Source organism: Candidatus Pseudoscillospira sp. SGI.172 (assembly GCF_050313575.1).
In the GTDB taxonomy this organism is placed as follows: Bacteria; Bacillota; Clostridia; order Oscillospirales; family Oscillospiraceae; genus Vermiculatibacterium.
In genome coordinates this window covers 39,808-62,982 of the sequence record NZ_JBNPLQ010000004.1, presented here as the reverse complement: position 1 = coordinate 62,982, position 23,175 = coordinate 39,808, and the positions used below count along the sequence as shown (strand labels likewise).

Genomic DNA, 23,175 nt, shown 5'->3' with positions numbered 1-23,175 from the left:
CAAAAATGGCGCGCCCCCGGAGGAGCGCGCCATTCAAGGTGTCTGTTCTTACTCGGAGAGATACTGTTTGACCAGTTCCTGGAGCAGCTCGTCCCGATCCAGCTTGCGGATGAGGGCGCGGGCATTGTTATAGTTGGTGATATAAGTGGGATCCTCTGAGAGGATGTATCCCACGATCTGATTGATGGGGTCATATCCTTTTTGCTTGAGAGAGTCGTAGACAGAGGTCAAAATGGTCTTGATCTCCTGGTCTTTCTCATAGCGGATGTTAAACTTTCTGGTAAAATCAAGCTCGTCCATGTGGGCACACCTCCCGTCGGTCTCATGCTTGAATTGTACTCGAAAAAAGGCCATCTGTAAAGGGCTAACGGGAAAATTTATAAAACCTTCATCTTGACAGCATCCTGTGGGGACTCAGCGCAGGACGGCGTTTAGCTCCCGCTCCAGAGTCTGCAGAATGCTCTTGACGTCGGCGTCGGCCTCCTCGGCGGTGAGGCTGCGGTCGTCGGCGCGGAGGATCAGATTGAAGGCGACGCTCTTCTTTCCCTCGGCCACGCCCTTGCCCCGGTAGATGTCGAAAAGGGCGGCATCCTTGAGCAGGCCCTTGGCCCCCTTGCGGATGCAGGCTTCCAGGGCCCCAACGGTGACGGCTTCATCACAGACCACGGCAATGTCCCGGGTGACGGCGGGGAACTTGGGCAGAGGCTTGTACTCGGCGTCCGTGCCCCGGGCGGCGAAGAGAGCGTCAAAGCTCAGCTCGGCGCAGTAGAGAGGAGCGTCCACGCCGTAGTTTTGAGCCGCCAAAGGGTGGATCTGTCCGAGGACGCCCAAAACGGTCTCACCCGCCAGTACCTGGGCGCAGCGGCCGGGGTGATAGGAGGGATTGTCAATCACCGGGCGGAAGGAGACGTTCTGCACCCGGAACCGGCGCAGGATGGCCTGGATATCTCCCTTCAGAGTGAAGAAGTCCATCTCACTGCCGTAAGCGCCCAGGGAGAGGATCTTGGGCTCGTCGGCCATGCCGTCGGGCCGCGCCAGATAGATGCGGCCCAGCTCATAGAGGCGGGCGGACTTGTTGCGGAAGTTGTAGTTCCGGGTGAGAATTTCCAGCATGGAGGGGAGGACCGAGGTGCGCATGATGGAAGTGTCCTCGCCCAGAGGGTTGCAGATCTTCAGGGACTTGCGGCGGGGATCGTCGGAAGCCCAGCGGATCTTGTCGTAGTAGGTGGGGCTGATGAAGGAGTAGGTGATGATCTCGTCAAAGCCCAGGGCACGGCAGGTCTCGCCCAGCGCCCGCTCGGCCTGTTGGGCGGGGGAGTAGCCGCCCTGGGTGGTCTGTCCCTTCATGAGAGTGACGGGGATGTTGTTGTAGCCGTGGTACCGGGCTATTTCCTCGGCCAGGTCGGCCATGCGCTTGACATCGCTCCGGTAGGAGGGGACGGTGACGTCGTCGCCGTCGACCCGGAAGTCCAGCTTCTCCAGAATGGAGACCATCTCCGCCCGGGGGACGTCGGTGCCCAGCAGGGCGTTGATCTTCTCAGGCTCCAGCTTGAGAACGGTGGGATGGGGGACATGGTTGAGCAGGTCGATGGCGCCGTCCACCACCTCGCCGGCCCCCAGCAGCTCCACCAGCTCGCAGGCGCGGTTGACGGCGGGGAGGGTGTTCATGGGGTCGAGCCCCTTTTCAAACTTGGCGCTGGCCTCTGTGCGCATGCCAAGGGCCAGAGCGCCCTTGCGGATGCAGGTTCCGTCAAAGTTGGCGGATTCAAAGACCACGTCGGTGGTGTCGGCCGCGATCTCGCTGTTCTCGCCGCCCATGATGCCCGCCAGGCCCACGGCCCGGTGCTCGTCGGCGATGACCAGGTGATTGGCGTTCAGCTTCCGGACAGCGCCGTCCAGGGTGGTGAGCTCCTCTCCCTCCTTGGCCCGGCGGACGATGATCTTGCCGCCCTTGACATAGCGATAGTCGAAGGCGTGCATGGGCTGGCCGTACTCCAGCATGACATAGTTGGTGATGTCCACGATGTTGTTGATGGGGCGCACGCCCATGGAGCGCAGCCGCCGCCGCATCCAGAGAGGGGAGGGGGCGATCTTCACGTTGCGGACCATCCGGGCGGAATAGCGGGGGCACAGTTCGGGATCGGGGGTCTCCACGTCCAGCAACTCAGGGAGGCTGCCCGGGCCGCCGCCCTTGACCACTGGCTCGTGAAGGGTCAGCGTTCCGCCGAAGGTGGCTGCCGCCTCCCGGGCCAGACCGATGACGGACAGGCAGTCTGGGCGGTTGGGGGTGATCTCAAATTCGACGACATGGTCGTCCAGACCCAGCGGGGCGCGGATGTCGTCTCCGGGCTTCAGGCCCATGGCTTTCAGATCGGGGTCGGATTCCAGCAGGAAAATGCCGTCCACCACGCTGAAGGGCCAGTCGTGGTCGGTCATGCCCAGCTCCTTGTAGGAGCACATCATCCCCTTGGACTTCTCCCCCCGGAGATTGCCCCGGGTGATGTGAACGCCGCCGGGGAGCCAGGAGTTGTCCTTGGCCACGGGGACCAGGTCGCCCTCGTGGAGGTTCTGGGCGCCGGTGACGATCTGCACCGGCTCGGCATCCCCCACGTCGACCTGACAGATCCACATATGGTCGGAGTTGGGGTGGCGGACCAGAGAGAGCACACGGCCCACCACTACGTTTTTGATCTCCTCGCCGGGGACCTGGGTGACTTCCACCTTGGAGCCGGAGAGGGTCATGGCCTCGTCAAATTCCTTGTCGGAGGCATCCACTTTCACAAATTCATTGAGCCATTCACGGGAGAGATTCATATCGTGTGGCCTCCTTTCTCAAAACTGTTCCAGGAACCGGGTGTCGTTTTCAAAGATGAGCCGCAGGTCGGCGATCTTGAACCGGCGCATGGCCAGCCGCTCCAGCCCCATGCCGAAGGCCCAGCCGCTGTATACCTCGGGGTCGATGCCGGCCATCTCCAGCACGTGGGGATGGATCATGCCCGCGCCCAGTACCTCGATCCAGCCCTCGCCCTTGCAGGTGGGACAGCCCGCGCCGCCGCACTTGTGACACTGCACATCCATCTCGCAGGAGGGCTCGGTAAAGGGGAAGTGGTGGGGGCGGAAGCGGGTGACGGTGCCCTTGCCGAAAAGCTGCTCCATGACGGCGTTCAGGGTGCCCTTGAGGTCGGCCATGGTGATTCCCTTGTCGATGGCCATGCCCTCCACCTGGTGGAACATGGGGGAGTGGGTGGCGTCCACCTCGTCCTTGCGGTAGACCCGGCCGGGGGCCAGGATACGGATGGGCAGCTCCATGGTCTCCATGGCGTGGACCTGCATGGGAGAGGTCTGGCTGCGCAGCATCACCCGGCTGTCCGTGTCGAAGTAGAAGGTGTCGGACCAGTCCCGGGAAGGGTGGCCCTCCTCGGCGTTGAGCTTGTCGAAGTTGTACTCGGCCAGCTCCACCTCGGTGCCGTCCAGCACCGTGAAGCCCATGCCCACGAAGATGTCCTTGATCTCATCCAGGGCGATATACATAGGGTGCTTGTGGCCCAGGACGGGCTCCTCGCCGGGAATGGTCACATCCACGGCCTCCAGCCGGAGCTTGGCCTCCAGCGCGGCGGCTTCCAGCTTTCTGGCCCGGGATTCCAGGGCGGTCTCCACCGCGGCGCGCACCTCGTTGGCCAGCTGTCCCATGGCGGGGCGCTCCTCGGCGGAGAGACGGCCCATCTGCTTGAGGACGGCGGTGAGCTCGCCCTTCTTGCCCAGGTACTTGACCCGCAGGGCGTCCAGGTCCTGAGCGGCGCCGGTCTGCTCCAGGGCTTCCAGAGCCTCCCGGCGGATACGTTCCAGTGTTTCCTTCATTGTGATCGTTCTCCTTTGCGGCGTTTTTCGCAGAAAAAAGGCAATAAAAAAGCCTTCCCTCCCTGGATCGGGACGAAAGGCAAACCTTCCGCGGTACCACCCGCGTTTACACGAAACCGTGCACACTCATGCAGGAGCTAACGGCCTGCCGCCGTCCGTGTCTCCACGGCCGCTCCGGGGCGAACCAAGCGCTTGCGCCATAGGCCCCTCTCAGCCGATGGGCGGCCTTCTCTGACTGGCGGCGGGGCGCTATTTTCCCCTTCCTCGCGTTTATACAAAGCCTTTTATATCACATTGGAAGAAAAAAAGCAAGTCCTGTTTTCCCAAACCTGTGAAAACGACCTTTCCCGGCTTGCGGTTTGTTTCCGCAAGCGTTATAATATGGGTCACGACTTTTGTCGAAGGAAAGGAGATATCCGCCATGCGCATCGCTACCGCCGCGCGGATGAGGGATTTGGACCGGCAGGCCATCGAGACCGGGGGGATCTCCTCTCTGGAACTGATGGAGCACGCCGCTGAGGCTCTGGCCGAGAGGGCTATGGAGTATTTGGAGCGGCAGAGCGTCCCCAGAGCCGTTGTGTTCTGCGGTCCCGGAAACAATGGAGGAGACGGCGTTGCCGCTGCCAGGCTGCTCCGCCGGTCCGGCGTGGAAGTTCGGGCCGTTCTGGTGGGGGACCGGGACCGGATGACCCCGGACTGCCGGGCCATGGAGTCCCGTTTGGCGGAGGAGGGGCTTCGCCTGGAGCCCTTTTCCGATGCCGACCCCAGCTTCGCAGCCTGGGCTCTGGAGGCGGGGGTGTTACTGGACGCGCTGCTGGGGACCGGGCTGACCCGGCCTGTGACGGAGGACTTTGCCACCGCCATCCATATGATGAATTCCGCCGACATCCCGGTGCTCTCCGCCGACATTCCCAGCGGCGTGGAGGCTGACACCGGCCGCATCCTGGGAGTGGCCGTCCAGGCCGACGCCACCGTGACCTTTACCTGCCCCCAGGCAGGCCACTTTGTGGGCAAGGGGCAGATCTGCACCGGCTCTTTGACCGTGGCACAGATCGGCGTTCCCCAGTCCATGCTGGATGCGCTTGAGTGGGACACATGGTCCACCGTTCCGGAGGATATCCGGCTGCCTCACCGGGCGAGGGACGCCCACAAGGGCAGCTTCGGCCGGGTGTGTATCCTGGGCGGCAGCGTGGGCTATTCGGGGGCGCCCGTCCTGGCTGCGAAGGCTGCGGTGCGCACCGGAGCGGGTCTTGTGACGCTGGAGGTCCCGGCCCCCATCTGGCCTGTGGTGGCACAGAAGCTGGACGTGGCCATGCCTTACCCGCTGCCTGCCGGAAAAGACGGTGCGCTGGCGCTGGATTCCACAGAGCAGGCCCTCAGCCGGATCGCCGCCAGCGATGTGGCCCTGATCGGCCCCGGTCTCAGCCGAACCAACGGGGCGGGGGCAGTCGTCCGCTATATCCTGGCCCACACGGAGCGGCCGGTGGTACTGGACGCCGACGGCATAAATGCGCTGATGGGGCATATAGATGTGCTGGACGCCAGGCAGGGACTTGCCACGGTGCTCACCCCCCACGACGGGGAGTTTGTCCGGCTGGGCGGGGACCTGTCCGGCGGGGACCGGCTGGGCGCGGCCCGGTCGTTCGCTGCCGAGCACGGCTGCGTGCTGGTGCTCAAGGGCCACCGCACCATTACCGCCTTCCCCGACGGAAGGACCTACATCAACACCACCGGTAATCCGGGCATGGCCAAGGGCGGTTCAGGGGACATCCTGGCGGGGATGATCGTCTCCCTGATGGCCCAGGGGCTCACCATCCGTCAGGCAGTGCCCGCGGCGGTGTGTCTCCATGGTCAGGCGGGGGATCTGGCGGCGGAGGAGTTCGGAGAGTACGGTATGAGTCCATCCGACCTGATTCGGAAAATTCCATTGACCACCAAACGTTTTTAAGGAGGGTTCAACGTGCGCAGAGGTCTTTGCGCACTGATGATGACCCTCGTCCTTCCTTTGGCTGCCTGCGGCGGTGGGGGCGGGAACGAGGCGGAGGCCCTGGCTCTGGAGGTTCGGAGCCGCTATCTGGAGATGACCGCCTGCGCGGGACATCTGGAACTTACCGCTGACTACGGACAGCGGGTGTACGTTTACGGCGTGAATCTGACCTGGGAGAAGGAAGGGGAGACCTGCCTCACCCTCACCGCGCCGGAAAATGTGGCGGGCACGGTTGCCCGGATCGCCAACGGTGAGACTGTGCTGGAGTATGACGGGGTCATGGTGGAGACCGGGGAACTGGACGGGGCGGGGCTGACGCCGGTGGATGCCGTTCCTGCGCTGCTCACCTGTGCCCGGGAGGGATTTCTGGCCGAATGTGCGCTGGAGGACTGGGACGGAGCGCAGCGGCTCCACGTCACCAGCCGGGACCCGGAGGAGGAACCGGGAAGCGGGGTGGAGACACAGCTTTGGTTTCAGCCGGATACCGGGGCCCTCCTGCGGGGGGAGATCAGCAGCGATGGATTCACTGTGGTCACCTGCGAGGCGGTAAATTTCACCCTGACAGGGCCCGCTTGAGTGGGATACACCATTTTTTGAGACTGGAAGATCAAACAGAAAGCGTGATACGATGAACACGGAAGAACGCCGCACCTGGGCGGAGATCGATCTGAAAAATCTGGAGCACAATTACTGTACCCTGCGGGCCATGCTGCCCGCAGGGTGTCGGTATTTGGGCGTGGTGAAGGCAGACGCCTACGGACACGGGGCTGTGCCGGTGGCCCTTCGGCTGGAGAAGCTGGGGGCGGACTATCTGGCGGTGGCCTGCCTGGATGAGGCCATCGAGCTTCGCCACGCCGGGGTCCGCGCCCCCATCCTCATTCTGGGCCACACCGATCCGGCATGGACGGGGGAGCTCATGGGCTACCATCTCACGCAGACGGTCTTTGACCCGGAGACCGCTCAGGCCCTGTCCGGGGCGGCGGTGCGGCTGGGCAAGAGCCTCACCGTCCACATGAAGGCGGACACCGGAATGTCCCGGCTGGGCTTTCTATGCGATGAGAGCCATTTTGAGGACACCGTGGAGACCGTGGTCCGGCTCCACGCCCTGCCCGGACTGGACTGGGAGGGGATCTATACCCACTTTGCCGACGCCGACGGCAGCGAGGAGTATACTATGCTCCAGTTCAGCCGGTTTTTGGATCTGCTGGACCGGCTGAAGGCCCGGGGGGTGGAATTTCCAATTCGCCATTGCGCCGCCAGCGCCGCCGTGTTAAACTATCCTTGTACTTATCTGGATATGGTCCGGCCCGGCATCGCCCTCTACGGTCACTATCCCGACCCCTCCTGCGAGGGGCTGGACGGCCCGGGTCTGTTGCCGGTGCTCTCACTCAAGACTCGGGTGGTGTCGGTCAAGACGGTGCCGGCCGGGACGCCGGTGAGCTATGGGCGCACGCATATCCTGGACCGGGAGACCCGGCTGGCGGCTCTGTCCATCGGCTATGCCGACGGGCTGTCCCGGTGTTGTTCCGACGCGCTGGAGGTCTCCATCGGCGGGCAGCGGACCAGACTGGTGGGCCGCGTCTGCATGGACATGTGCATGGCCGACGTCACCGATCTGCCTCAGGTCCGGCCAGGGGATACGGCGGTGATTTACGGTCCGGACGTGCCCATTGAGGATGCTGCCCGTCTGGCTGGAACGATCCAATATGAGCTGTTGTGCCACATCAACCAGCGGGTGCCAAGAGTGTATCTCCACTGACACCTTTTCCGTTCTGTCCGCGTAAAATGGACCGGGGAGCATGGAGCCGGCCAGGCGGCGGGGGAAGCCACTTCTGTGAGAATCGTGGAAAGAAGGGTATAAATCCCGCCGCGCCGTGGGAAAATCATAGTGGCCGGTGAACAGAGGCCTTTGCCGCTGTTCCACCCGGTAACTTTGAACCGCGGAGAGTGAGCCTTTGTGGACAGCAGCGTCAGACGAGGAGATATTTTTTACGCCGACCTGAGCCCGGTGGTGGGCAGCGAACAGGGCGGTGTGCGGCCGGTCCTGATTATTCAGAACGATACCGGCAACCGGCACAGCCCCACCGTGATCGCCGCGGCCATCACCTCCCAGACCGGGAAAGCCCGTCTCCCGACCCACATCGAGCTTTCGGCCAACACTTACGGCCTGCCCAAGGACTCGGTGATTCTACTGGAGCAGATCCGAACTTTGGACAAAAAGAGGCTGAGAGAGTATATGGGCCGGTTGGATGAGGAACAGATGCAGAAGGTGGACGGGGCCATTGCCGTGAGCTTTGGCCTGCGGCCCAGGCAGTTGGTATGAGTGCGTGGCAGGGGAAAGGACGCGTGGACAGCGCGCCCGCCCCGCCACACCGCAATTTTTTGTACATAGGAGGAGCTCTATGAAGCCGAGCAAGTGGACAAGCCGTCTGGCCTGCACGATTTTGGTGGTGGGCACCATCGCAGGCGTAGCTTTGGCCGCCGGGACCCAGGGCAGCCAGTCGGATCCCCTGGTCACCCTCAGCTATCTCAACGAGGTGGCTCTCCCGGGCCTGCTCAAGCAGGTGGATCAGAAACTGGATGCCCGGGAGAGTGAACTGACCCAAAAGCTCCAGAGTGCGGCGGGGAACAGTCAGGCTTCCTTTGCTGCCGTGGAGTTGTCCGCCGGAAAGACTTTGACTCTCTCCGCCGGAGCGCAGCTTCTCTTCCGCAGCGGCGCGGCTGCCAGTACGGCCGCTTTGGCGGACACCACCGACGGGACCACTCTGAGCGGCGCCGGTGCTCTGACCGCCAATCATCTTTATCTGGCCACGGGGGACGGACAGTCGGTCACGGCCTCGGCGGCTTCCACCGTCCTGGTTCAGGGGAGTTATTCGCTGAAGTGATGTCCAGCCCCCATTATTGAAAAAGAGTTTATTTGAAAAATCGCCGTCCCATTGTGTGGGACGGCGATTTTTATTCGATCAAAGCGCTCATGCAAAGCAGAGTACCTGATACATAAGAAAGAAGTGGCAGACGCTCCCGCCCAGAATAAACATGTGGAAGATCTCATGGCAGCCGAACCGGGGGTTGTTTCGGCCGGGCCACTTCGCTGCGTAGAGGATCCCGCCCACGGAGTACACCACACCGCCCAGGATCAGCCAGAACATCCCGGCGGCAGGCATGGCCCGGGAGAGAGGATAGAGGGCAAAGACCGCCAGCCAGCCCATTACCAGATAGACACCCGAAGTGAGCCATCTGGGTGCATTGATCCAAAGCAGGGACAGGCAGCACGAGCCGATCGCCATGATCCAGATGGCCGCAAAAATTCCCCAGCCCCAGGCTCCCTGGGAGCGCAGGACAGTGAGGCAGATAGGGGTGTAGCTGCCCGCAATGAGCAGGCTGATGGAGCAGTGGTCGTATTTCCGGAGGGCAATACGCCCTGAAACGCCGGCGTTCACACAATGGTAAAGGGTGCTGGCGGTGTAAAGGCCGACCATGGAAAGACCGTAGATGGCAAAGGAGACCGTGTGCCAAGGGTCCAAATTCAGCAGAAAAGCCCGCAGCAGCAAAAGTATGGTGCCCCAGATAGCCAGCGCGGCACCCACCCCGTGGGTGATGGCCGACCAGGGCCGCAGCCCGTCATAGGGATTCCGCCCCTGCTCTCCACGGGAACGGAGAAAAGAAACACGGCTGGCGCTGCTGCCGGGCCGGTATGAGATCGCATTGGGATATTCCATATTGCTCACCTGATCCTTTCTTGATAGGGATATTATACCGCAACCGGAATAGATAATCAACATAATTTTATAATGTAGTTTTTAAAATTATATTAACATGGGACAACGGGGGATGGGCATAGGTTACGGCAGAGACGTGAAGCAAGGAGGGCGGAACATGGAAGAGATCCCCTGTGAGACACGATATACAGCTGAGGAAGCATATCCGGAGGTACGGGCGTCGGGCCGGGACCGGCGCTGCGCTTTGGCCATCCTCTCCAATGTGGGGGGCGGTGTTTCGGAAATGAGCGCTGTGGGGCTGTATCTTTACGGGCAGTTTACGGGCGGGGCCAGACCGGAGGTGGCGGAGTGTTTCCGCGGCATCGCCGAGGTGGAGATGCGCCACCTGACCATCTTTGCCCAGCTCGCCCGCCAGATGGGGGAGGACCCCAGGCTCTGGAGCCCCTTTCAGGGCAGGCGGCGGTATTGGTCTCCGGAATACCTCAACTATCCCAGGCGGCTGGATCAGACGCTCCGATACGCGGTGGAAGAAGAGCGTGGCTGTATTCGCAAGTACCAGCAGCAGCTGCGGTGGATCGGGGATGAGAACGTAGCGGCCAACCTGCGCCGGATCATTGCCGACGAGGAGGTCCACGTGCGGGTTCTCACCGGGCTCTATCAGAGCTATTGTCAGGATTTTGGCCTGGATTTAAAGACGAGCGCCACCAGGTAGCCGAAGAAGATGGCGGCTGTGATGCCGCCCGCCGCCGCCGTGATGCCGCCGGTGAGGGCGCCCAGCAGCCCGTGTTCCTCCACCGCTTTCTGTACCCCCTTGGCCAGGAGGTAGCCGAAGCCGGTCAGAGGGACGGTGGCTCCGGCGCCGCCGAATTCCACCACATACTTGTAGAGGCCCAGCCCGCCCAGGACCACGCCGGAGACCACATAGAGCACCAGAATGCGGGCGGGGGTGAGGGAGGTCTTGTCAATGAGGATCTGTCCGATGAGGCACAGCACGCCGCCGCACAAAAAGGCCCTGGCGTATTCCCAGAAAATATCCATCATGTTTCTTCCTTTCTATTTGCTGTTGGAGAGGGCCACGGCGTGGCAGATGGAGGGGATGGATTCCCCCTGCTGCGAGGAGGTGGGGGAGAGGAGCGCGCCGGTGGGGCAGAATAGAATGTGGTTCCAGCGCCCGGCGCGCATCCCGTTGAGCAGATACCCGGTGAGCACGGCCGCAGAGCAGCCGCAGCCGGAACCGCCGCAGTGAACGTCCTGTTTTTTCAAATCAAAGATCATGGTGCCGCAGTCGTCGTAGTTGGTAAGCTCCAGCCCGTCCCGGTGGAAGAAGTCCAGCACGATCTCCTTGCCCAGCTTCCCCAGATCGCCGGTGACGATGAGGTCATAGAAGGAGGGCTTTCGCCCGGTGTCCTGAAAGTGGGCGGAGAGGGTGGCATAGGCCGCAGGAGCCATGGCGGCCCCCATGTTGTTGGCGTCCTTGACCCCCTTGTCCACCACCTTCCCGGTCGTGATGTGGGTGACGTAGGGGCCGGGGCCCTCCTTGGCCAGAATCACCGCCCCGGAGGCGGTCACCGTCCACTGGGCGTTGGGGGTCCGCTGCCCGCCGTACTCCAGCGGGGTGCGGTACTGGCGTTCGGCGGTACAGAAATGGGACGAGGTCACCGCTCCGGCAAACTGGGCGAAGCCCCCGTCGATGACCATTGCCGCCAGAGACAGGCTCTCCCCCATGGTGGAGCAGGCACCGTACAGGCCGAAGAAGGGGATGTCCTGTCCCCGGGCGGCAAAGCCGGAGCCGATGCACTGGTTCAGAAGATCCCCGGCGAACAGATAGTCCAGATTGGAGGCCGCCTGTCCGGCCTTGTCCAGCGCTTTGGCCAAAGCCAGCTTCTGCATGGCGGTCTCAGCCTTCTCCCAGGACTTCTCTCCGAAGGTGTCGTCCTGCTCGATGTGATCAAAGCTGTCCGCCAGCGGGCCGTCCCCCTCTTTTTTTCCAACCACGTTGGCGTGGCCGATGATAGCGGGCGGCTCGGCCAGCGCCACCGTCTGGCTGCCCAGTTTTTTTGTCGGCATAGGATCAACCTCCCCATAGAAGTGGTGTTAGTTTGAGCGGAATGGGCGGAAAATAACCGGGAGAGCCTTTATTTTTCGTCGCCTGCGACGTTTACACTTCCGTCGTGGTGTGTTAAACTAAAATCATTGGGAAATAGAAACAAAAGAGGGGATCCATGTGATACGAAAGGCCCGTACAGGGGACCTGGACGCTTTGCTGGCGGTTTACGCCGCCGCCCGGCGGTATATGGCCCAAAGCGGCAACCCCAACCAGTGGGGAGACGGTTACCCGCGCCGGACGCTTTTGGAAGCCGATATTCAGGCTGGGCGGCTCTATGTTTTGGAAGAGGAGGGGAGCGTCCACGGGGCGTTTGCCTTTATCATCGGAGACGACCCCACCTACGCCGTCATCGAAAACGGACGCTGGCTCAATGGGGACGCCTACGGCACCATCCACCGCCTGGCGGGAGACGGCACGGCGCGGGGGTTGTTTTCCCGGTGCCTGACCTTTTGCCAAGGGATCATCCCCAATATCCGGGCGGATACCCACCACGACAACCACACCATGCAGCACTTGTTGGAAAAGCATGGATTCGTCCGCTGCGGCATTATCCATGTGGCCGACGGAAGCCCCCGGATCGCCTACCAGCTTCCGGCGCGGGAAGCCTGATCCGGGATACAAAAGGAGATGGAGAACGATACTATGGAAGAACCCAAACGCACGATCGCTTATCTCTGCCCCAAATGCAGGCAGAGCGTGGCGGTGGAACGCACTGTGTTCCAGCTGGCGGCGGCTCCCAGCAGACTCCCCTGTCCCTGCGGCGGTTCCGCGCTTTTGGTGGAGATGGAGGCCGACCATGCTGACCTGACGGTCCCCTGCCTCTACTGTGGAGAGGATCATCACATCCGCTGTTCCGCCCACGCCTTCCTCCACGAGAAGGCACTGGCCTTTTCCTGTAAGGCGAACGGGCTTGACTGCTGTTACGTGGGAGAGGAAGGACCGGTGTTTCGGGCGCTCAGGCGCTTGGAGGAGGCTGCGGCACAGTACGGGGAGAAGCCGGGGGAGGAAGGGGAGTCCGCTTTCCTCAATGAGGCGGTGATGACCGAGGTGATGGGAGAGCTGAAAGATATCGCCGCCCGGGGCGGGATCTCCTGTACCTGCGGTTCCAAGCGTTATCAAGTGAAGGTGCGTTACAGTGCGGTGGAACTGATCTGTGCCGAGTGCGGCGCGAAGCTCCGCATCCCCGCCGCCACGGACGATGATCTGGAGGAGCTCTGCTGCCGCTACACCCTCCGCATCGGCGGGAAGGAGGAGCACTGATGGATGTCTTTTACGAGGACGTCTATCGGATAGACTCCCGGGATCTGGATCTGTTCGGTCACTGCCGCCCGTCGGCCCTGCTGGGCCACCTGCAGGAGGCGGCCACCCAAGCGGCTGTGGCCATCGGGGTCTCCCGGGATGAAGTCGTGGCGCGTTACCACGCCTTCTGGATGCTGGCCCGGATCCGCTATGTGCTCAAGCGCCCTCTGGGCTGGGACGAGCCGCTGACGGTCAAGACCTGGCACCGGGGCGGCCGGGCCGCCATGATGTATCGGGAGTTTGACCTCTCAGTGGACGGGGAGCTGGTGGGACAGGCCCTGTCGGCCTGGGTGCTGGCCGATCTGGACACCCATAAGCTCTTCCGGCTGGCCGATGTGTCGGAGTTCGAGGGGACCACGGGCGGCTCTCTGTGCCGGAAGGATACCCTTCATAAGCTGCGGGTGCCGGAGGGGCTGACACTGGCGGAGAAGCGACGGATGCGCTATTCCGACACCGACATCAACGGCCATGTAAACAACGTAAGATACGCCGATTTTGCCTGCGACGCCCTGGAACTGGAGCGGCTGGGGGAGGGGAAGTTTGTCTCATCCCTTCAGGTCTGTTACCTGGCGGAATGCCTGGCGGGGGAGAACGTGGAGCTGCGGATCGGCCGGGACGGTCCCCTCTGGTATGCGGCCGGACGGGGAAAAGAGGGAAAAGAGCGGTTCGATGCCGCTTTAACTCTTGACAACTTGTGATAAGAAGATTAAAATAGATAAAATTTTCACAGAGAAAAGGAGATGCGATATGGTCAACACGGATGCCGCGCAGAAGTTTCTCAAGAAGGGGCTGACCTTTGACGACGTACTGCTCATCCCCGCTGAGAGCGATGTGCTTCCCGCGGATATCGATCTGCACACGCACCTGACAAAGAAGATCGTCCTCAACATTCCGCTGATGAGTTCGGCCATGGACACCGTGACCGAGTCCCGGATGGCCATTGCCATCGCCCGGGAGGGCGGCATCGGCATCATCCACAAAAATATGTCCATCGGCGCCCAGGCCGAACAGGTGGACATGGTCAAGCGCAGTGAGAACGGCGTGATCACCAATCCCTTCTGGCTGGCCCCCGGCCACACTCTGGCCGAGGCCGACGAGCTGATGGCCAAGTACCGCATCTCCGGCGTGCCCATCTGCGACAACGGCCGTCTCATCGGTATCATTACCAACCGGGACATGAAGTTTGAGGTGGATATGACCCAGCTCATCGACAACGTCATGACCAAGGAGCATCTGGTGACTGCCAAGGAAGGCATTACGCTGGAAGAGGCCAAGGAGATCCTCCGCAAGCACAAGATTGAGAAGCTGCCGCTGGTGGATGAGGAATTCCGGCTCAAGGGCCTCATCACCATCAAGGACATCGAGAAGGCTCAGGTCTATCCCAACTCCGCCCGGGACGAAAAGGGGCGGCTTCTGGTGGGTGCGGCCATCGGCGTGACCAGCGATGTGCTGGACCGGGTGGCGGCCCTCATGGACGCGGGAGCCGACGTGCTGGTGCTGGATTCCGCCCACGGCCACAGCCACAACATCATCGAGTGCGTCAAGCGTATCAAGGCGCTCTATCCCAACGCCCAGCTCATTGCGGGCAACGTTGCCACCGCCGCTGCCACCAGAGCCCTCATCGAGGCTGGTGCGGACTGTGTGAAGGTGGGCATCGGCCCCGGCTCCATCTGCACCACCCGCGTGGTGGCAGGCATCGGCGTGCCGCAGATCACCGCCGTCTATGATGCCGCCTGTGTAGCCCGGGAGTACGGTGTGCCCATCATTGCCGACGGCGGCGTGAAATACTCCGGCGACATCGCCAAGGCCATTGCCGCCGGCGGCGACGTGGTCATGCTGGGCTCCCTGCTGGCCGGCTGTGAGGAGTCCCCCGGAGACACCGAGGTCTATCAGGGCCGTCAGTTCAAGGTCTACCGCGGTATGGGCTCTCTGGGCGCGATGGCCAAGGGCTCCAAGGACCGTTACTTCCAGGAGAACAACAAGAAGCTGGTCCCGGAGGGCGTGGAGGGCCGCGTCCCCTACAAGGGCTCTGCCTCCGATACCATCTATCAGATGATGGGCGGCCTGCGGGCCGGTATGGGCTACTGCGGCTGCGCCACGATCCAGGAGCTCCAGGAGAAGGCACAGTTCATGCAGATCACCGCCGCCGGTCTCAAGGAGTCCCATCCCCACGATATTTATATCACCAAGGAAGCGCCCAACTACACGCTCAATCCCCAGTAAAAATAAAGCGGACCGCACCGGATCGGTGCGGTCCGCTTTTCTGCGGCTCAAGAACAAAAGAGGCTCGGACACAGAGGTGTCCGAGCCCTTTTTCGGCTTGATTACTGGTGATCTGCGCCGGTGAGGTAGTTATAGAACGCCTTGTTGACATACAGGTCGGTCAAATCCACGCTCAGGTTGGGGGCCTTCTCCTTGACCACCTTGGCAATGGCGGCAGTGCCGTCCACGGTGGAGAAGGGATGGATGGTGTAAGCGCCGTTGCGGACCACATTGTCCTTGATAAGGGTGAAGTTCTCGGTGTCCTTCATGGGGACAGTGGAGGTGTACAACGGCTGCCACCAAGCGCCAGCCAGCAGGGCCACGGTGGGGTTGCCGTCGCCGTCGGTGTTGGTGTCCCACTTCTTGGCGTACTGGGCAATGATGCCGTCAAAGGCTTCCTTGTCGGCCACGGTGTCGAATTCCAGCTTCATGTCGTACTCGGTGGCGTAGCAGAGATAACGGCCGCCCTCGATGGCCTTGACCTCATAGGTCGGGGTCATGGTCAGGTTGGCAGGATCGCCCCACTCCAGCATGTACTCGTAGATGGAGGTCTTGGGCTCCAGAGCCACCTTGGCGTCGATCCCCTCGCCGTTCAGGAGGCCGATGAGCTGCACAGCGTGAGTGATGTCGCTGTGACCGTACTGGAGGGTGTACTCGGGCAGGAAGTTGGCGTTGTAGCCGTCGTACTTCAGATTGTAGCCGGTGGAGGCTCCGGCGATGACCAGATCCGCGCCCAGCTGGGAGAGGGTAGCATCGTCAAAGTTGCCGAAGGTGGCCCAGGTGGACTGGAGCTTCTGATAGATGTCGGGGTCGCTGGCATTGCCCAGGTAGTTGCGGCCCTTTCCGGCAATGTTCACGGCGTTCATGAGGAGCTGGGTGGCGGTGTCGCCGTCCAGCTTGGCGTCGAACTTCCAGGTGCCGGAGGCCAGGGAGGTGTCCAGCGCGCAGGCAACATAGGGGAGATAGGCGTCCTGGATCTTGGAGCAGCCGGCGGTGGCGGCGGCGGACTTCTCGGCAGAGTAGACCAGCGCCAGCTCCTTGAGTCCGGCGGCCTCCACAGCGGCCTTGACGGCGGCACCCACGGTGAGGTTGGCGTCCTCCACCTTCACGCCTTCAGAGATCTTGGCCAGAGCGGCGTTGAAGGCGGCGGTGGTGACGGTGCCGGTCATGGGTGCAATGCCGAAGTAGGTCTTAAGGTAGTCGGCGGCCTTGTCGTCTGTTTTGGCGGTGTCCACATAGACCTTGTAGCCGTCGGCGTCATAGGAAATTTGTGCCCCCAGGGCGTTGGACATGGCGCGGACAGGGAGGTAGGTGGTGCCGTCTGCGGCAAAGACATCCACACCCTTGCCGTTGACGTCGGTGGGGGTGGTGAGCTTGCCGTCCACATAGACGGAGAGGCCGGCATCCACGGCCAGGTCCTTCTTGACCAGGTCGGCGGCGGCCGGGATCACCAGAGCGGCGGTCATGGCGGCGGCGAGAGAGGCGCTGAGAATACGGGAATTCTTCTTGTTCATGCGATTGACTCCTTTCCTTTTTCAGACAGATGTATCGCTATCACGCCTTCGTGAAGAACGAACAGGGGAGGGGAGAATGTTCCAAGCGCGCTGTTTTTATGAAAGCTCTCTCTGAAAGTCCTGTGCCCCTCAGAGAACGCGTTTAGGAAGCTCTCTTTGGAACTTACTCTCTCGAGAGAAAGTTACCGTTTGCCCTTGTCGTAGATCTCACCCAGGGCCCGGGGGGCGCGGTTGCTCTTGGAGAAGAAAATAAGCAGGAGCAGGGTGATGATGTAGGGCAGGGTCATAAAGAGGTCGGAGAAGGCGGCGGCCAGGCCCAGAGCCTGGGTGAGGGCGAAACCGGCGGAGCGGGCGAAGCCGAAGATGAGGCAGGCCCAGAGGGTGGGACCAATTTGCCAGTTGCCGAAGATGAGGGCGGCGATGGCCAGATAACCGTAGCCCATATAGATGGAGGGAGAGAACTGGGCGGAGATGGAGTAGGCGAAGCAGATGCCGCCCAGGCCGGAGAGGGCGCCGGAGACCATGACGGCGGCAAAGCGCACCCGGCCCACCTCAACGCCGGCGGCATCCACGGCGTGGGGGTTGTCTCCACAGGCCCGCAGATGCATTCCGAAGGGAGTTTTGTAGAGGAAGTACCAGGCGATCAGCGCCGCGGCAATGATGACCAGTTCAAAGGGGTAGATGTTGGAGAAGAAGGCTCCCACTACGGGAATGGAGGACAGGCCCGGGACGGAGAAGCGCACCGAGGTGCCCAGCACGAACTTGTTGGAGGGCGCGCCGAATACCGAGGCGTTGAGCTGGCTGGTGAGGAAGGTGGTCAGGGCCATGGCCAGAATGTTGATGACCACGCCGGAGATCACCTGGTCGGCCTTGAACTTCACGCAGAGCACGGCGTGAAGCATGGAGTAGACCATGCCGCCCAGCATCGCAAAGAGCATGGCCAGGAACATGGGAACCTGGCTGCTGGCGGCGAAGAAGCCGGAGAGCAGAGTGGCGGCAAGGGCACCCACAAAGGCCCCGAAGCCCTGAAGGCCCTCGATGGCCAGGTTGGTGACGCCGCTGCGCTCGGAATAGATGCCCCCAATGGCCATAATGAAGAGGGGCAGAGCAAAAGAGAGCCCGTCGATGATGAGTGTGTTGATGGTGTTCATACACGCTCCTCCTTTCCCGCCGTTTTAGCTTCCGCGTCGGCGGCCTTCTGACGGCTGCGGGCGATGAGGTAGCTGAAGAAGGCGCCGCAGGCGGCAAAGAGCAGGATGAGGCCGGTGATGAGGGAGCCGATCTCCTGCCGGACACCTACGGTGGAGCTCATGTAGGTGCTCCCCTTGTCGATGACGGTGATGAGGAAGGAGGACAGCAGGATCCCGATGGGGCTGGAGTTGCCCAGAATGGAGACGGCAATGGCGTCAAAGCCCGTGGCGATGAGAGTGTCGGGCTGGATGGAGCCGTAGTAGCCCAGGAAATAGGTGGCCCCCGCCAGACCGGCCAGCACCCCGGAGAGCGCCATGGTGACAATGAGGTTCCGGCCCACGTTGATGCCCGCGTACCGGGCGGCCAGTGGGTTGGCCCCGATGGTGCGGAACTCGAAGCCCAGCTCCATCCTGTCAAAGAGGAAGCGCACCAAAAACACGGCAATGACGGCCAGAATGATGCCCAGAGGAATGTCCATCTTCAACCCGCCGATCTCGGTGTCCATGAGGGAGAGCCGGGCGGCGGAGCTGATGGCCCTGGACTGCCGGGATACGGGGTCTGCCATGTACCGCTTGATGCAGAAGCTCACGAAGTAACGGACCATGTAGTTGATCATGATGGCGGAGACCACTTCATTGATGTTCCACTTATATTTCAGGAATCCGATCAGGGCGGCCACCGCCGCGCCCACCAGAGCGCTGATCAGCACCACCAGCGGCTTGGCAACAGGGGCGGGGAGGGAGGAGTAACCTACCGTGGCGGTGGCAATCAGTCCGGCGATCATCATCTGTCCGGACACGCCGATGTTGAAGAGGCCGGAGCGCATGGCCACCGCCACCGACAGGGAGGCGAAAAGCATGGGAGTCCAGGCGTTCAGCAGGCTCATCAGGTCGGTGAGCATACTCTTTTTGGCGGCGTAGTTGCCCTTGGGGACCAGTCCGGAGCCCTGGAGATAGCTGAGATAGGCGGTGATGGGGTTTTTGCCCAGAATCAGGTAAACCACCGCGCCTGCCAGAAGGCTGAGAAGAATGGCCAGAATGGGAATGGTGAATTTCTGGCGTTTGCTGTCGCCCATGAGGGTCAGGAACCAATTCTGCCGTTTCATGCCTGCTTCACCCCCATCATATACTGACCCACTTCGTTGGTGGTCATGGTGTCGGCGGGCGCGATCTTCAGTATCTCGCCGGAGAAGATGACGCCGATGGTGTCGGCCAGACCCATGATCTCGTCCAGCTCCAGGGAGATGAGCAGAACGGCCCGGCCCTTGTCCCGCTCGGCCAGGATCTGGCGGTGGATGTTCTCAATGGCGCCGATGTCCAGGCCTCGGGTGGGTTGGACGAAGATCATCAGCTTGGAGTCCCGTTCGATCTCCCGGGCGATGATAGCCTTCTGCTGGTTGCCGCCGGACATGGAGCGGGTGACGGTGTGGATGCCCTGTCCGCTGCGAACGTCGTATTCCTGAATGAGCTTTTCCCCGTAAGAGTCGAAGGCGGCGTGATTCAGAATGCCCTTTTCCGAGAACGGGGGCTTGTAATAAGTTTTAAGCGCCAGATTGTCCGCCAGGGAGAAATCCAGCACCAGGCCCACCGACTGGCGGTCCTCCGGGATGTAGGAGAGGCCCAGGTCGGTCCGGGCCCGGACGGAGGAACGGGTGATATCAGTCCCATCCAGTGTGATGCTCCCCTCGGCGGCCGGGATCATGCCCGCCACCGCGTCGGCGATCTCCGTCTGGCCGTTGCCGGAGACACCGGCGATGGCAAAGATCTCACCGGCGTGGATGGTAAAGGATACATCCTTGACCACCGGAAAGCCGTCGGCGTTTTTGACGGTGAGGTGTTCCACCTTCAAAATTTCCCCGCCGGGCCGGGCGGGAGACTTGTCTACGGTGAAATCCACCTCCCGGCCAACCATCAGGTTGGCCATGGTCTGAGTGGAGGTAGCGGCCACGTCCAGCACGTCGATGAGTTTGCCTCGGTTCAGAATGGCGCACCGGTCGGCCACCTGCTTGATCTCTTCGAGCTTGTGGGTGATGAGGATGATGGTCTTGCCCTGGTCCCGCAGGCCCCGGATGATTTGGAGCAGGAAGTCGATCTCCTGGGGGGTGAGGACGGCGGTGGGTTCGTCGAAGATGAGGATCTCGGCCTCCCGGTAGAGCATCTTCAAAATCTCCACCCGCTGCTGGGTGGAGACGTTCACATCCTCGATCTTGGCGGCGGGGTTCACCTCCAGGCCGTATTGCCTGGACAGGGCGGCCACCTTTTCGTTGGTGCCCTTGATGTCCACCACGGGGAAGATGCCGGCCAGACGCCTGGGCTCAATGCCCAGGATGATGTTTTCAGCGATGGTGTAGTTGCTCACCAGCTTGAAGTGCTGGTGGACCATGCCGATGTTAAGCCGGGTGGCATGGTTGGGGGAGGAGATATGTTCCCGCTTGCCCCGGATGTAGATCTCACCCTCGTCCGGTTCATACATGCCGAAGAGCATACTCATAAGCGTAGATTTTCCGGCGCCGTTCTCGCCCAGCAGAGCGAAGATCTCCCCCTTTTTGATCCCCAGGGAGATGTCGTTGTTGGCGACAATGCCGGGAAAGCGCTTGGTGATGTGGCGCATTTCCACGATGTATTCATCATTTGCCATCTTACAGCCTCCTTTTCTCGGTCCTTTGAGAAATGTACCGGGGATCGATGCATTTCTCAAGGGCCCGAGGACCCTTTTCCCCGCTTCATGGGAAAGAAGCGGGGCGCTCCGAGGGTATGGTTAAATACGAACGGAGCGTCCCGCCATCCTTGACCGGGAAGCGCTGGTGAAACCGGCTTACAGGCCGGGGAAGTTGTCGGGGGTGTTGCCGTTGAAGTTGGAGGCGGGCACGATGGTGCCGTCCTTCACCAGGGGATACACGTCGGCCAGAGTCTTCAGCGTGGCCTCAGAGAGCTGCTGACGGCCGTCGGCAGAGACGTAGCCGGTGGAGTCGGTATCGGCCTGCAGGGTGTAGTTGCCGCCCTTGAAGGTGCCGTCCACGATGGCGTTGAGCTGACGCTCCACGTTGATGGCCATGTTCTTGAGGGCGGAGGTGAGGATGATGTTGCTGTCGCCGTTGGCGCCGTCGTCGTACTGGTCCACGTCGCAGCCGATGACCTTCACGTTGCCGGCTTCCTTGGCGGCGGTGAACACACCGTTGCCGGAAGCGCCGGCGGCCACGAAGATGATGTCGCAGCCCTGCTGGATCAGAGCCTGACCGACCACTTTGCCCATGGCCTCGTCGCCGAAGTTGCCGGTGTAGTTGCCTCCCACGTTGGCTCCGGTGACGTCGGTGCCGGCGTAGGAGGGGATCTCCACGACTTCAGCCTTGGCGCCCAGGTTCTTGTTGGCGTAGGCCACGCCGGACTCAAAGCCGAACTGATAGTTGACGTTGGAGGGGTAGGCCACACCATTGACCACGGCGACCTTGCCGGTCTGGGTCTCCAGAGCGGCGGCGATGCCGGCGAAGAAGCCGCCTTCGTTTTCGGCGAACTGCATGGCGTAGACGTTCTCGACCTCGGCGTCCTTGCCGTCGACGGAGGGGAAGGAGTCCACCAGGATGAAGTACTTGTCGGGGTTGTCCTGGGCGATGGTGGCGATGCCGGCGAACTGGAAGCCGGTACACACCAGCACGTCGTAGTCAGCCACGACGTCGCTGACGGTCTGGGCGGCAGCGGCGGGGTCGCCGGTGGGCTCCTGGACGGGAGTCACGGTGTCGATGTCGCCGCGGCTGGCAATGAAGGAGAGCACACCGTCGTAGTTGTCCTCGTTGAAGGATCCGTCGTCCACGGTGTTGGGGCTGGTACAGATGGCGATCTTCAGGCCCTTGGCCTCGGGAGCGGCGCTTTCAGCAGCAGCGCTCTCGGCGGGAGCTGCGGACTCCTTGGCGGTCCCGCCGCCGCAGGCGGCCAGAGAGAACGCCATGGCAAGGGACAGGGCCATCGCAGGGATCTTCTTGCTCAGTTTCATTCTAATTCCTCCTTATGTTTTCAGGGCAAAAATACAAAACCGCATATGCAGCTTTATATACTAACTATCATACTAATTTTTCGGCTGTTTTTCAAGACGGTATTTGACAAAATTGTGACCGCAGGTCCGATCCCGTTCACTGTTGTTCCGGGAAAAGAGCGGCCAGGCTCTCGGTAAAGGGGGCGCGGCAGATGCCTTTTTCCGTGACGATGGCGGTGATGAGGCTGTGGTCGGTGACGTCGAAGGCGGGATTGTAGCACTTGACCTCGGCCAGGGCCTGGGGTTCGGCGTAGAACTTGTTCTTGATCTCCTCCGGGTCCCGGAGCTCGATCTCAATGTCGTCGCCGGTTTTGCAGTTCATGTCGATGGTGGAGGTGGGGCCCAGCACATAGAAGGGGATGCCGTAGTGCTTAGCCAGGATGGCCACCCCGGAGGTGCCGATCTTGTTGGCCGCGTCGCCGTTGGCGGCAATGCGGTCGCAGCCCACCAGGCAGGCGTTGATCCAGCCGTTCTTCATGACGATGGAGGCCATGTTGTCGCAGATGAGGGTCACGTCGATGCCCGCCTTCTGAAGCTCGTAGGAGGTGAGACGGGCGCCCTGGAGAAGGGGACGGGTCTCATCGGAAAAGACATGGAATTCCTTGCCCTGTTCCTTGCCCAGGAAGAGGGGGCCCAGGGCGGTGCCGTACCGGGAGGTGGCCAGAGGGCCGGCATTGCAGTGGGTGAGGATACCGTCTCCGTCCTGAAGGAGGGACAGGCCGTATTCCGAGATGGCCCGGCACATGGCGATGTCCTCCTGATGGATGGCCCGGCATTCCTTGCCCAGAAGCTCCAGCACATCTCCCAGATCCTCGTCGTTCTCCCCCTGCTCCAGGACCTTCTCCATCCGGTTCAGGGCCCAGCTGAGGTTGACGGCGGTGGGGCGGGAGGAGTTGAGGTATTCCTTGATGGAGTGGAAGGCAGAGACAAAGTAGGTGTAGTCATCGGTGTCGATCTGCCGGGCCAGCGCATACATGCAGTAGGCGGCGCAGATGCCGATGGCGGGGGCGCCCCGGACCCGCAGCAGCTTGATGGCGTCAAACATCTCCTCTTTTGTGCGCAGGGTGAGATATACCGTGCGGTTGGGCAGCTGGGTCTGGTCGATGATGACCACGCTTCTTTCGTCGTCCCCCAGGCGGACGTTGTCCACATGGGTCACTTTGGTCAGTTCCTCGGACATGGGTGACACTCCTTTGTTTTTCTGGTTTAGAT

22 protein-coding genes are annotated in these 23,175 nt (G+C 61.8%); 10 read left to right on the top strand and 12 right to left on the bottom strand.

Features of this window, described 5'->3' with window-relative positions; translation table 11 throughout:
• Nucleotides 1-48 precede the first annotated feature (48 nt).
• The 3 genes from ACQRD3_RS03065 to ACQRD3_RS03055 all read right to left on the bottom strand — a co-directional run bounded on the left by ACQRD3_RS03065 (nucleotide 49) and on the right by ACQRD3_RS03055 (nucleotide 3,858).
• A complete protein-coding gene (locus ACQRD3_RS03065) occupies nucleotides 49-300 on the bottom strand; it encodes an IreB family regulatory phosphoprotein (protein ID WP_080908520.1) in 252 nt (83 codons plus the stop codon).
• Nucleotides 301-414: 114 nt separating this feature from the next.
• Entirely contained in the window at nucleotides 415-2,814 is a 2,400-nt protein-coding gene (gene pheT, locus ACQRD3_RS03060; RefSeq protein ID WP_427779764.1) for a phenylalanine--tRNA ligase subunit beta, read from the bottom strand.
• A gap of 18 nt (nucleotides 2,815-2,832) precedes the next feature.
• A complete protein-coding gene (locus ACQRD3_RS03055) occupies nucleotides 2,833-3,858 on the bottom strand; it encodes a phenylalanine--tRNA ligase subunit alpha (protein WP_080908518.1) in 1,026 nt (341 codons plus the stop codon).
• Nucleotides 3,859-4,279: 421 nt separating this feature from the next.
• Between ACQRD3_RS03055 and ACQRD3_RS03050 the strand changes: the two genes are divergently transcribed.
• The 5 genes from ACQRD3_RS03050 to ACQRD3_RS03030 all read left to right on the top strand — a co-directional run bounded on the left by ACQRD3_RS03050 (nucleotide 4,280) and on the right by ACQRD3_RS03030 (nucleotide 8,730).
• Nucleotides 4,280-5,806 carry an NAD(P)H-hydrate dehydratase gene (locus ACQRD3_RS03050; protein WP_427779762.1) on the top strand — a complete coding sequence of 509 codons (1,527 nt, stop codon included), beginning with the start codon at nucleotides 4,280-4,282 and terminating at the stop codon, nucleotides 5,804-5,806.
• A gap of 12 nt (nucleotides 5,807-5,818) precedes the next feature.
• Nucleotides 5,819-6,421 (top strand): hypothetical protein, encoded by a 603-nt coding sequence (locus ACQRD3_RS03045; protein ID WP_427779760.1) that lies wholly within the window; start codon nucleotides 5,819-5,821, stop codon nucleotides 6,419-6,421.
• A 52-nt stretch (nucleotides 6,422-6,473) separates the two neighbouring features.
• The gene (gene alr, locus ACQRD3_RS03040; RefSeq protein ID WP_080908515.1) at nucleotides 6,474-7,604 is read left to right on the top strand and encodes an alanine racemase; all 1,131 of its coding nucleotides are present in this window, start codon (nucleotides 6,474-6,476) and stop codon (nucleotides 7,602-7,604) included.
• A gap of 198 nt (nucleotides 7,605-7,802) precedes the next feature.
• Nucleotides 7,803-8,168 (top strand): type II toxin-antitoxin system PemK/MazF family toxin, encoded by a 366-nt coding sequence (locus ACQRD3_RS03035; RefSeq protein ID WP_080908514.1) that lies wholly within the window; start codon nucleotides 7,803-7,805, stop codon nucleotides 8,166-8,168.
• A 79-nt stretch (nucleotides 8,169-8,247) separates the two neighbouring features.
• Nucleotides 8,248-8,730, top strand: a complete 483-nt coding sequence (locus ACQRD3_RS03030) for a hypothetical protein (RefSeq protein WP_427779757.1) — start codon at nucleotides 8,248-8,250, stop codon at nucleotides 8,728-8,730.
• Nucleotides 8,731-8,817: 87 nt separating this feature from the next.
• Here ACQRD3_RS03030 and trhA read toward each other — a convergent pair whose 3' ends face one another.
• Nucleotides 8,818-9,564, bottom strand: coding sequence for a PAQR family membrane homeostasis protein TrhA (trhA, locus tag ACQRD3_RS03025; protein ID WP_427779755.1), 747 nt, complete (start codon nucleotides 9,562-9,564; stop codon nucleotides 8,818-8,820).
• Between the two features lie 157 nt (nucleotides 9,565-9,721).
• Here trhA and ACQRD3_RS03020 point away from each other — a divergent pair, with 157 nt between their 5' ends.
• The gene (locus ACQRD3_RS03020; RefSeq protein WP_158083007.1) at nucleotides 9,722-10,276 is read left to right on the top strand and encodes a ferritin-like domain-containing protein; all 555 of its coding nucleotides are present in this window, start codon (nucleotides 9,722-9,724) and stop codon (nucleotides 10,274-10,276) included.
• On the opposite strand, the gene spoVAE is transcribed toward ACQRD3_RS03020, so the two are convergent.
• Nucleotides 10,234-10,602 carry a stage V sporulation protein AE gene (spoVAE, locus tag ACQRD3_RS03015; protein ID WP_080908511.1) on the bottom strand — a complete coding sequence of 123 codons (369 nt, stop codon included), beginning with the start codon at nucleotides 10,600-10,602 and terminating at the stop codon, nucleotides 10,234-10,236. The genes ACQRD3_RS03020 and spoVAE overlap by 43 nt on opposite strands.
• Nucleotides 10,603-10,617: 15 nt before the next feature.
• Entirely contained in the window at nucleotides 10,618-11,631 is a 1,014-nt protein-coding gene (spoVAD, locus tag ACQRD3_RS03010; protein ID WP_080908510.1) for a stage V sporulation protein AD, read from the bottom strand.
• 157 nt (nucleotides 11,632-11,788) lie between these two features.
• Between spoVAD and ACQRD3_RS03005 the strand changes: the two genes are divergently transcribed.
• The 4 genes from ACQRD3_RS03005 to guaB are packed head-to-tail and all read left to right on the top strand — an operon-like array spanning nucleotide 11,789 to nucleotide 15,193.
• Nucleotides 11,789-12,280, top strand: coding sequence for an N-acetyltransferase (locus ACQRD3_RS03005; RefSeq protein ID WP_080908509.1), 492 nt, complete (start codon nucleotides 11,789-11,791; stop codon nucleotides 12,278-12,280).
• Nucleotides 12,281-12,313: 33 nt separating this feature from the next.
• On the top strand, nucleotides 12,314-12,931 hold the full coding sequence (locus tag ACQRD3_RS03000) for a hypothetical protein (protein ID WP_427779751.1): 618 nt from the start codon (nucleotides 12,314-12,316) through the stop codon (nucleotides 12,929-12,931).
• Nucleotides 12,931-13,668, top strand: coding sequence for an acyl-ACP thioesterase domain-containing protein (locus tag ACQRD3_RS02995; RefSeq protein WP_080908508.1), 738 nt, complete (start codon nucleotides 12,931-12,933; stop codon nucleotides 13,666-13,668). The genes ACQRD3_RS03000 and ACQRD3_RS02995 overlap by 1 nt, the downstream gene beginning before the upstream one ends.
• 49 nt (nucleotides 13,669-13,717) lie before the next feature.
• A complete protein-coding gene (gene guaB / locus ACQRD3_RS02990) occupies nucleotides 13,718-15,193 on the top strand; it encodes an IMP dehydrogenase (protein ID WP_080908507.1) in 1,476 nt (491 codons plus the stop codon).
• A 101-nt stretch (nucleotides 15,194-15,294) separates the two neighbouring features.
• On the opposite strand, the gene ACQRD3_RS02985 is transcribed toward guaB, so the two are convergent.
• The 6 genes from ACQRD3_RS02985 to mtnA all read right to left on the bottom strand — a co-directional run bounded on the left by ACQRD3_RS02985 (nucleotide 15,295) and on the right by mtnA (nucleotide 23,143).
• A complete protein-coding gene (locus ACQRD3_RS02985; protein WP_080908506.1) occupies nucleotides 15,295-16,746 on the bottom strand; it encodes a stalk domain-containing protein in 1,452 nt (483 codons plus the stop codon).
• Nucleotides 16,747-16,928: 182 nt separating this feature from the next.
• The gene (locus ACQRD3_RS02980) at nucleotides 16,929-17,888 is read right to left on the bottom strand and encodes an ABC transporter permease (RefSeq protein WP_143476746.1); all 960 of its coding nucleotides are present in this window, start codon (nucleotides 17,886-17,888) and stop codon (nucleotides 16,929-16,931) included.
• A gap of 5 nt (nucleotides 17,889-17,893) precedes the next feature.
• Nucleotides 17,894-19,042, bottom strand: a complete 1,149-nt coding sequence (locus ACQRD3_RS02975) for an ABC transporter permease (RefSeq protein WP_080908504.1) — start codon at nucleotides 19,040-19,042, stop codon at nucleotides 17,894-17,896.
• Nucleotides 19,039-20,574, bottom strand: coding sequence for an ABC transporter ATP-binding protein (locus ACQRD3_RS02970; protein ID WP_080908503.1), 1,536 nt, complete (start codon nucleotides 20,572-20,574; stop codon nucleotides 19,039-19,041). Before ACQRD3_RS02970 ends, ACQRD3_RS02975 begins: the two co-directional genes overlap by 4 nt.
• 177 nt (nucleotides 20,575-20,751) lie before the next feature.
• The gene (locus ACQRD3_RS02965; protein WP_198933321.1) at nucleotides 20,752-21,924 is read right to left on the bottom strand and encodes a BMP family ABC transporter substrate-binding protein; all 1,173 of its coding nucleotides are present in this window, start codon (nucleotides 21,922-21,924) and stop codon (nucleotides 20,752-20,754) included.
• Between the two features lie 136 nt (nucleotides 21,925-22,060).
• Nucleotides 22,061-23,143: an S-methyl-5-thioribose-1-phosphate isomerase gene (gene mtnA / locus ACQRD3_RS02960; protein WP_080908502.1), complete on the bottom strand. Its 1,083-nt coding sequence runs from the start codon at nucleotides 23,141-23,143 to the stop codon at nucleotides 22,061-22,063.
• Nucleotides 23,144-23,175 lie beyond the last annotated feature (32 nt).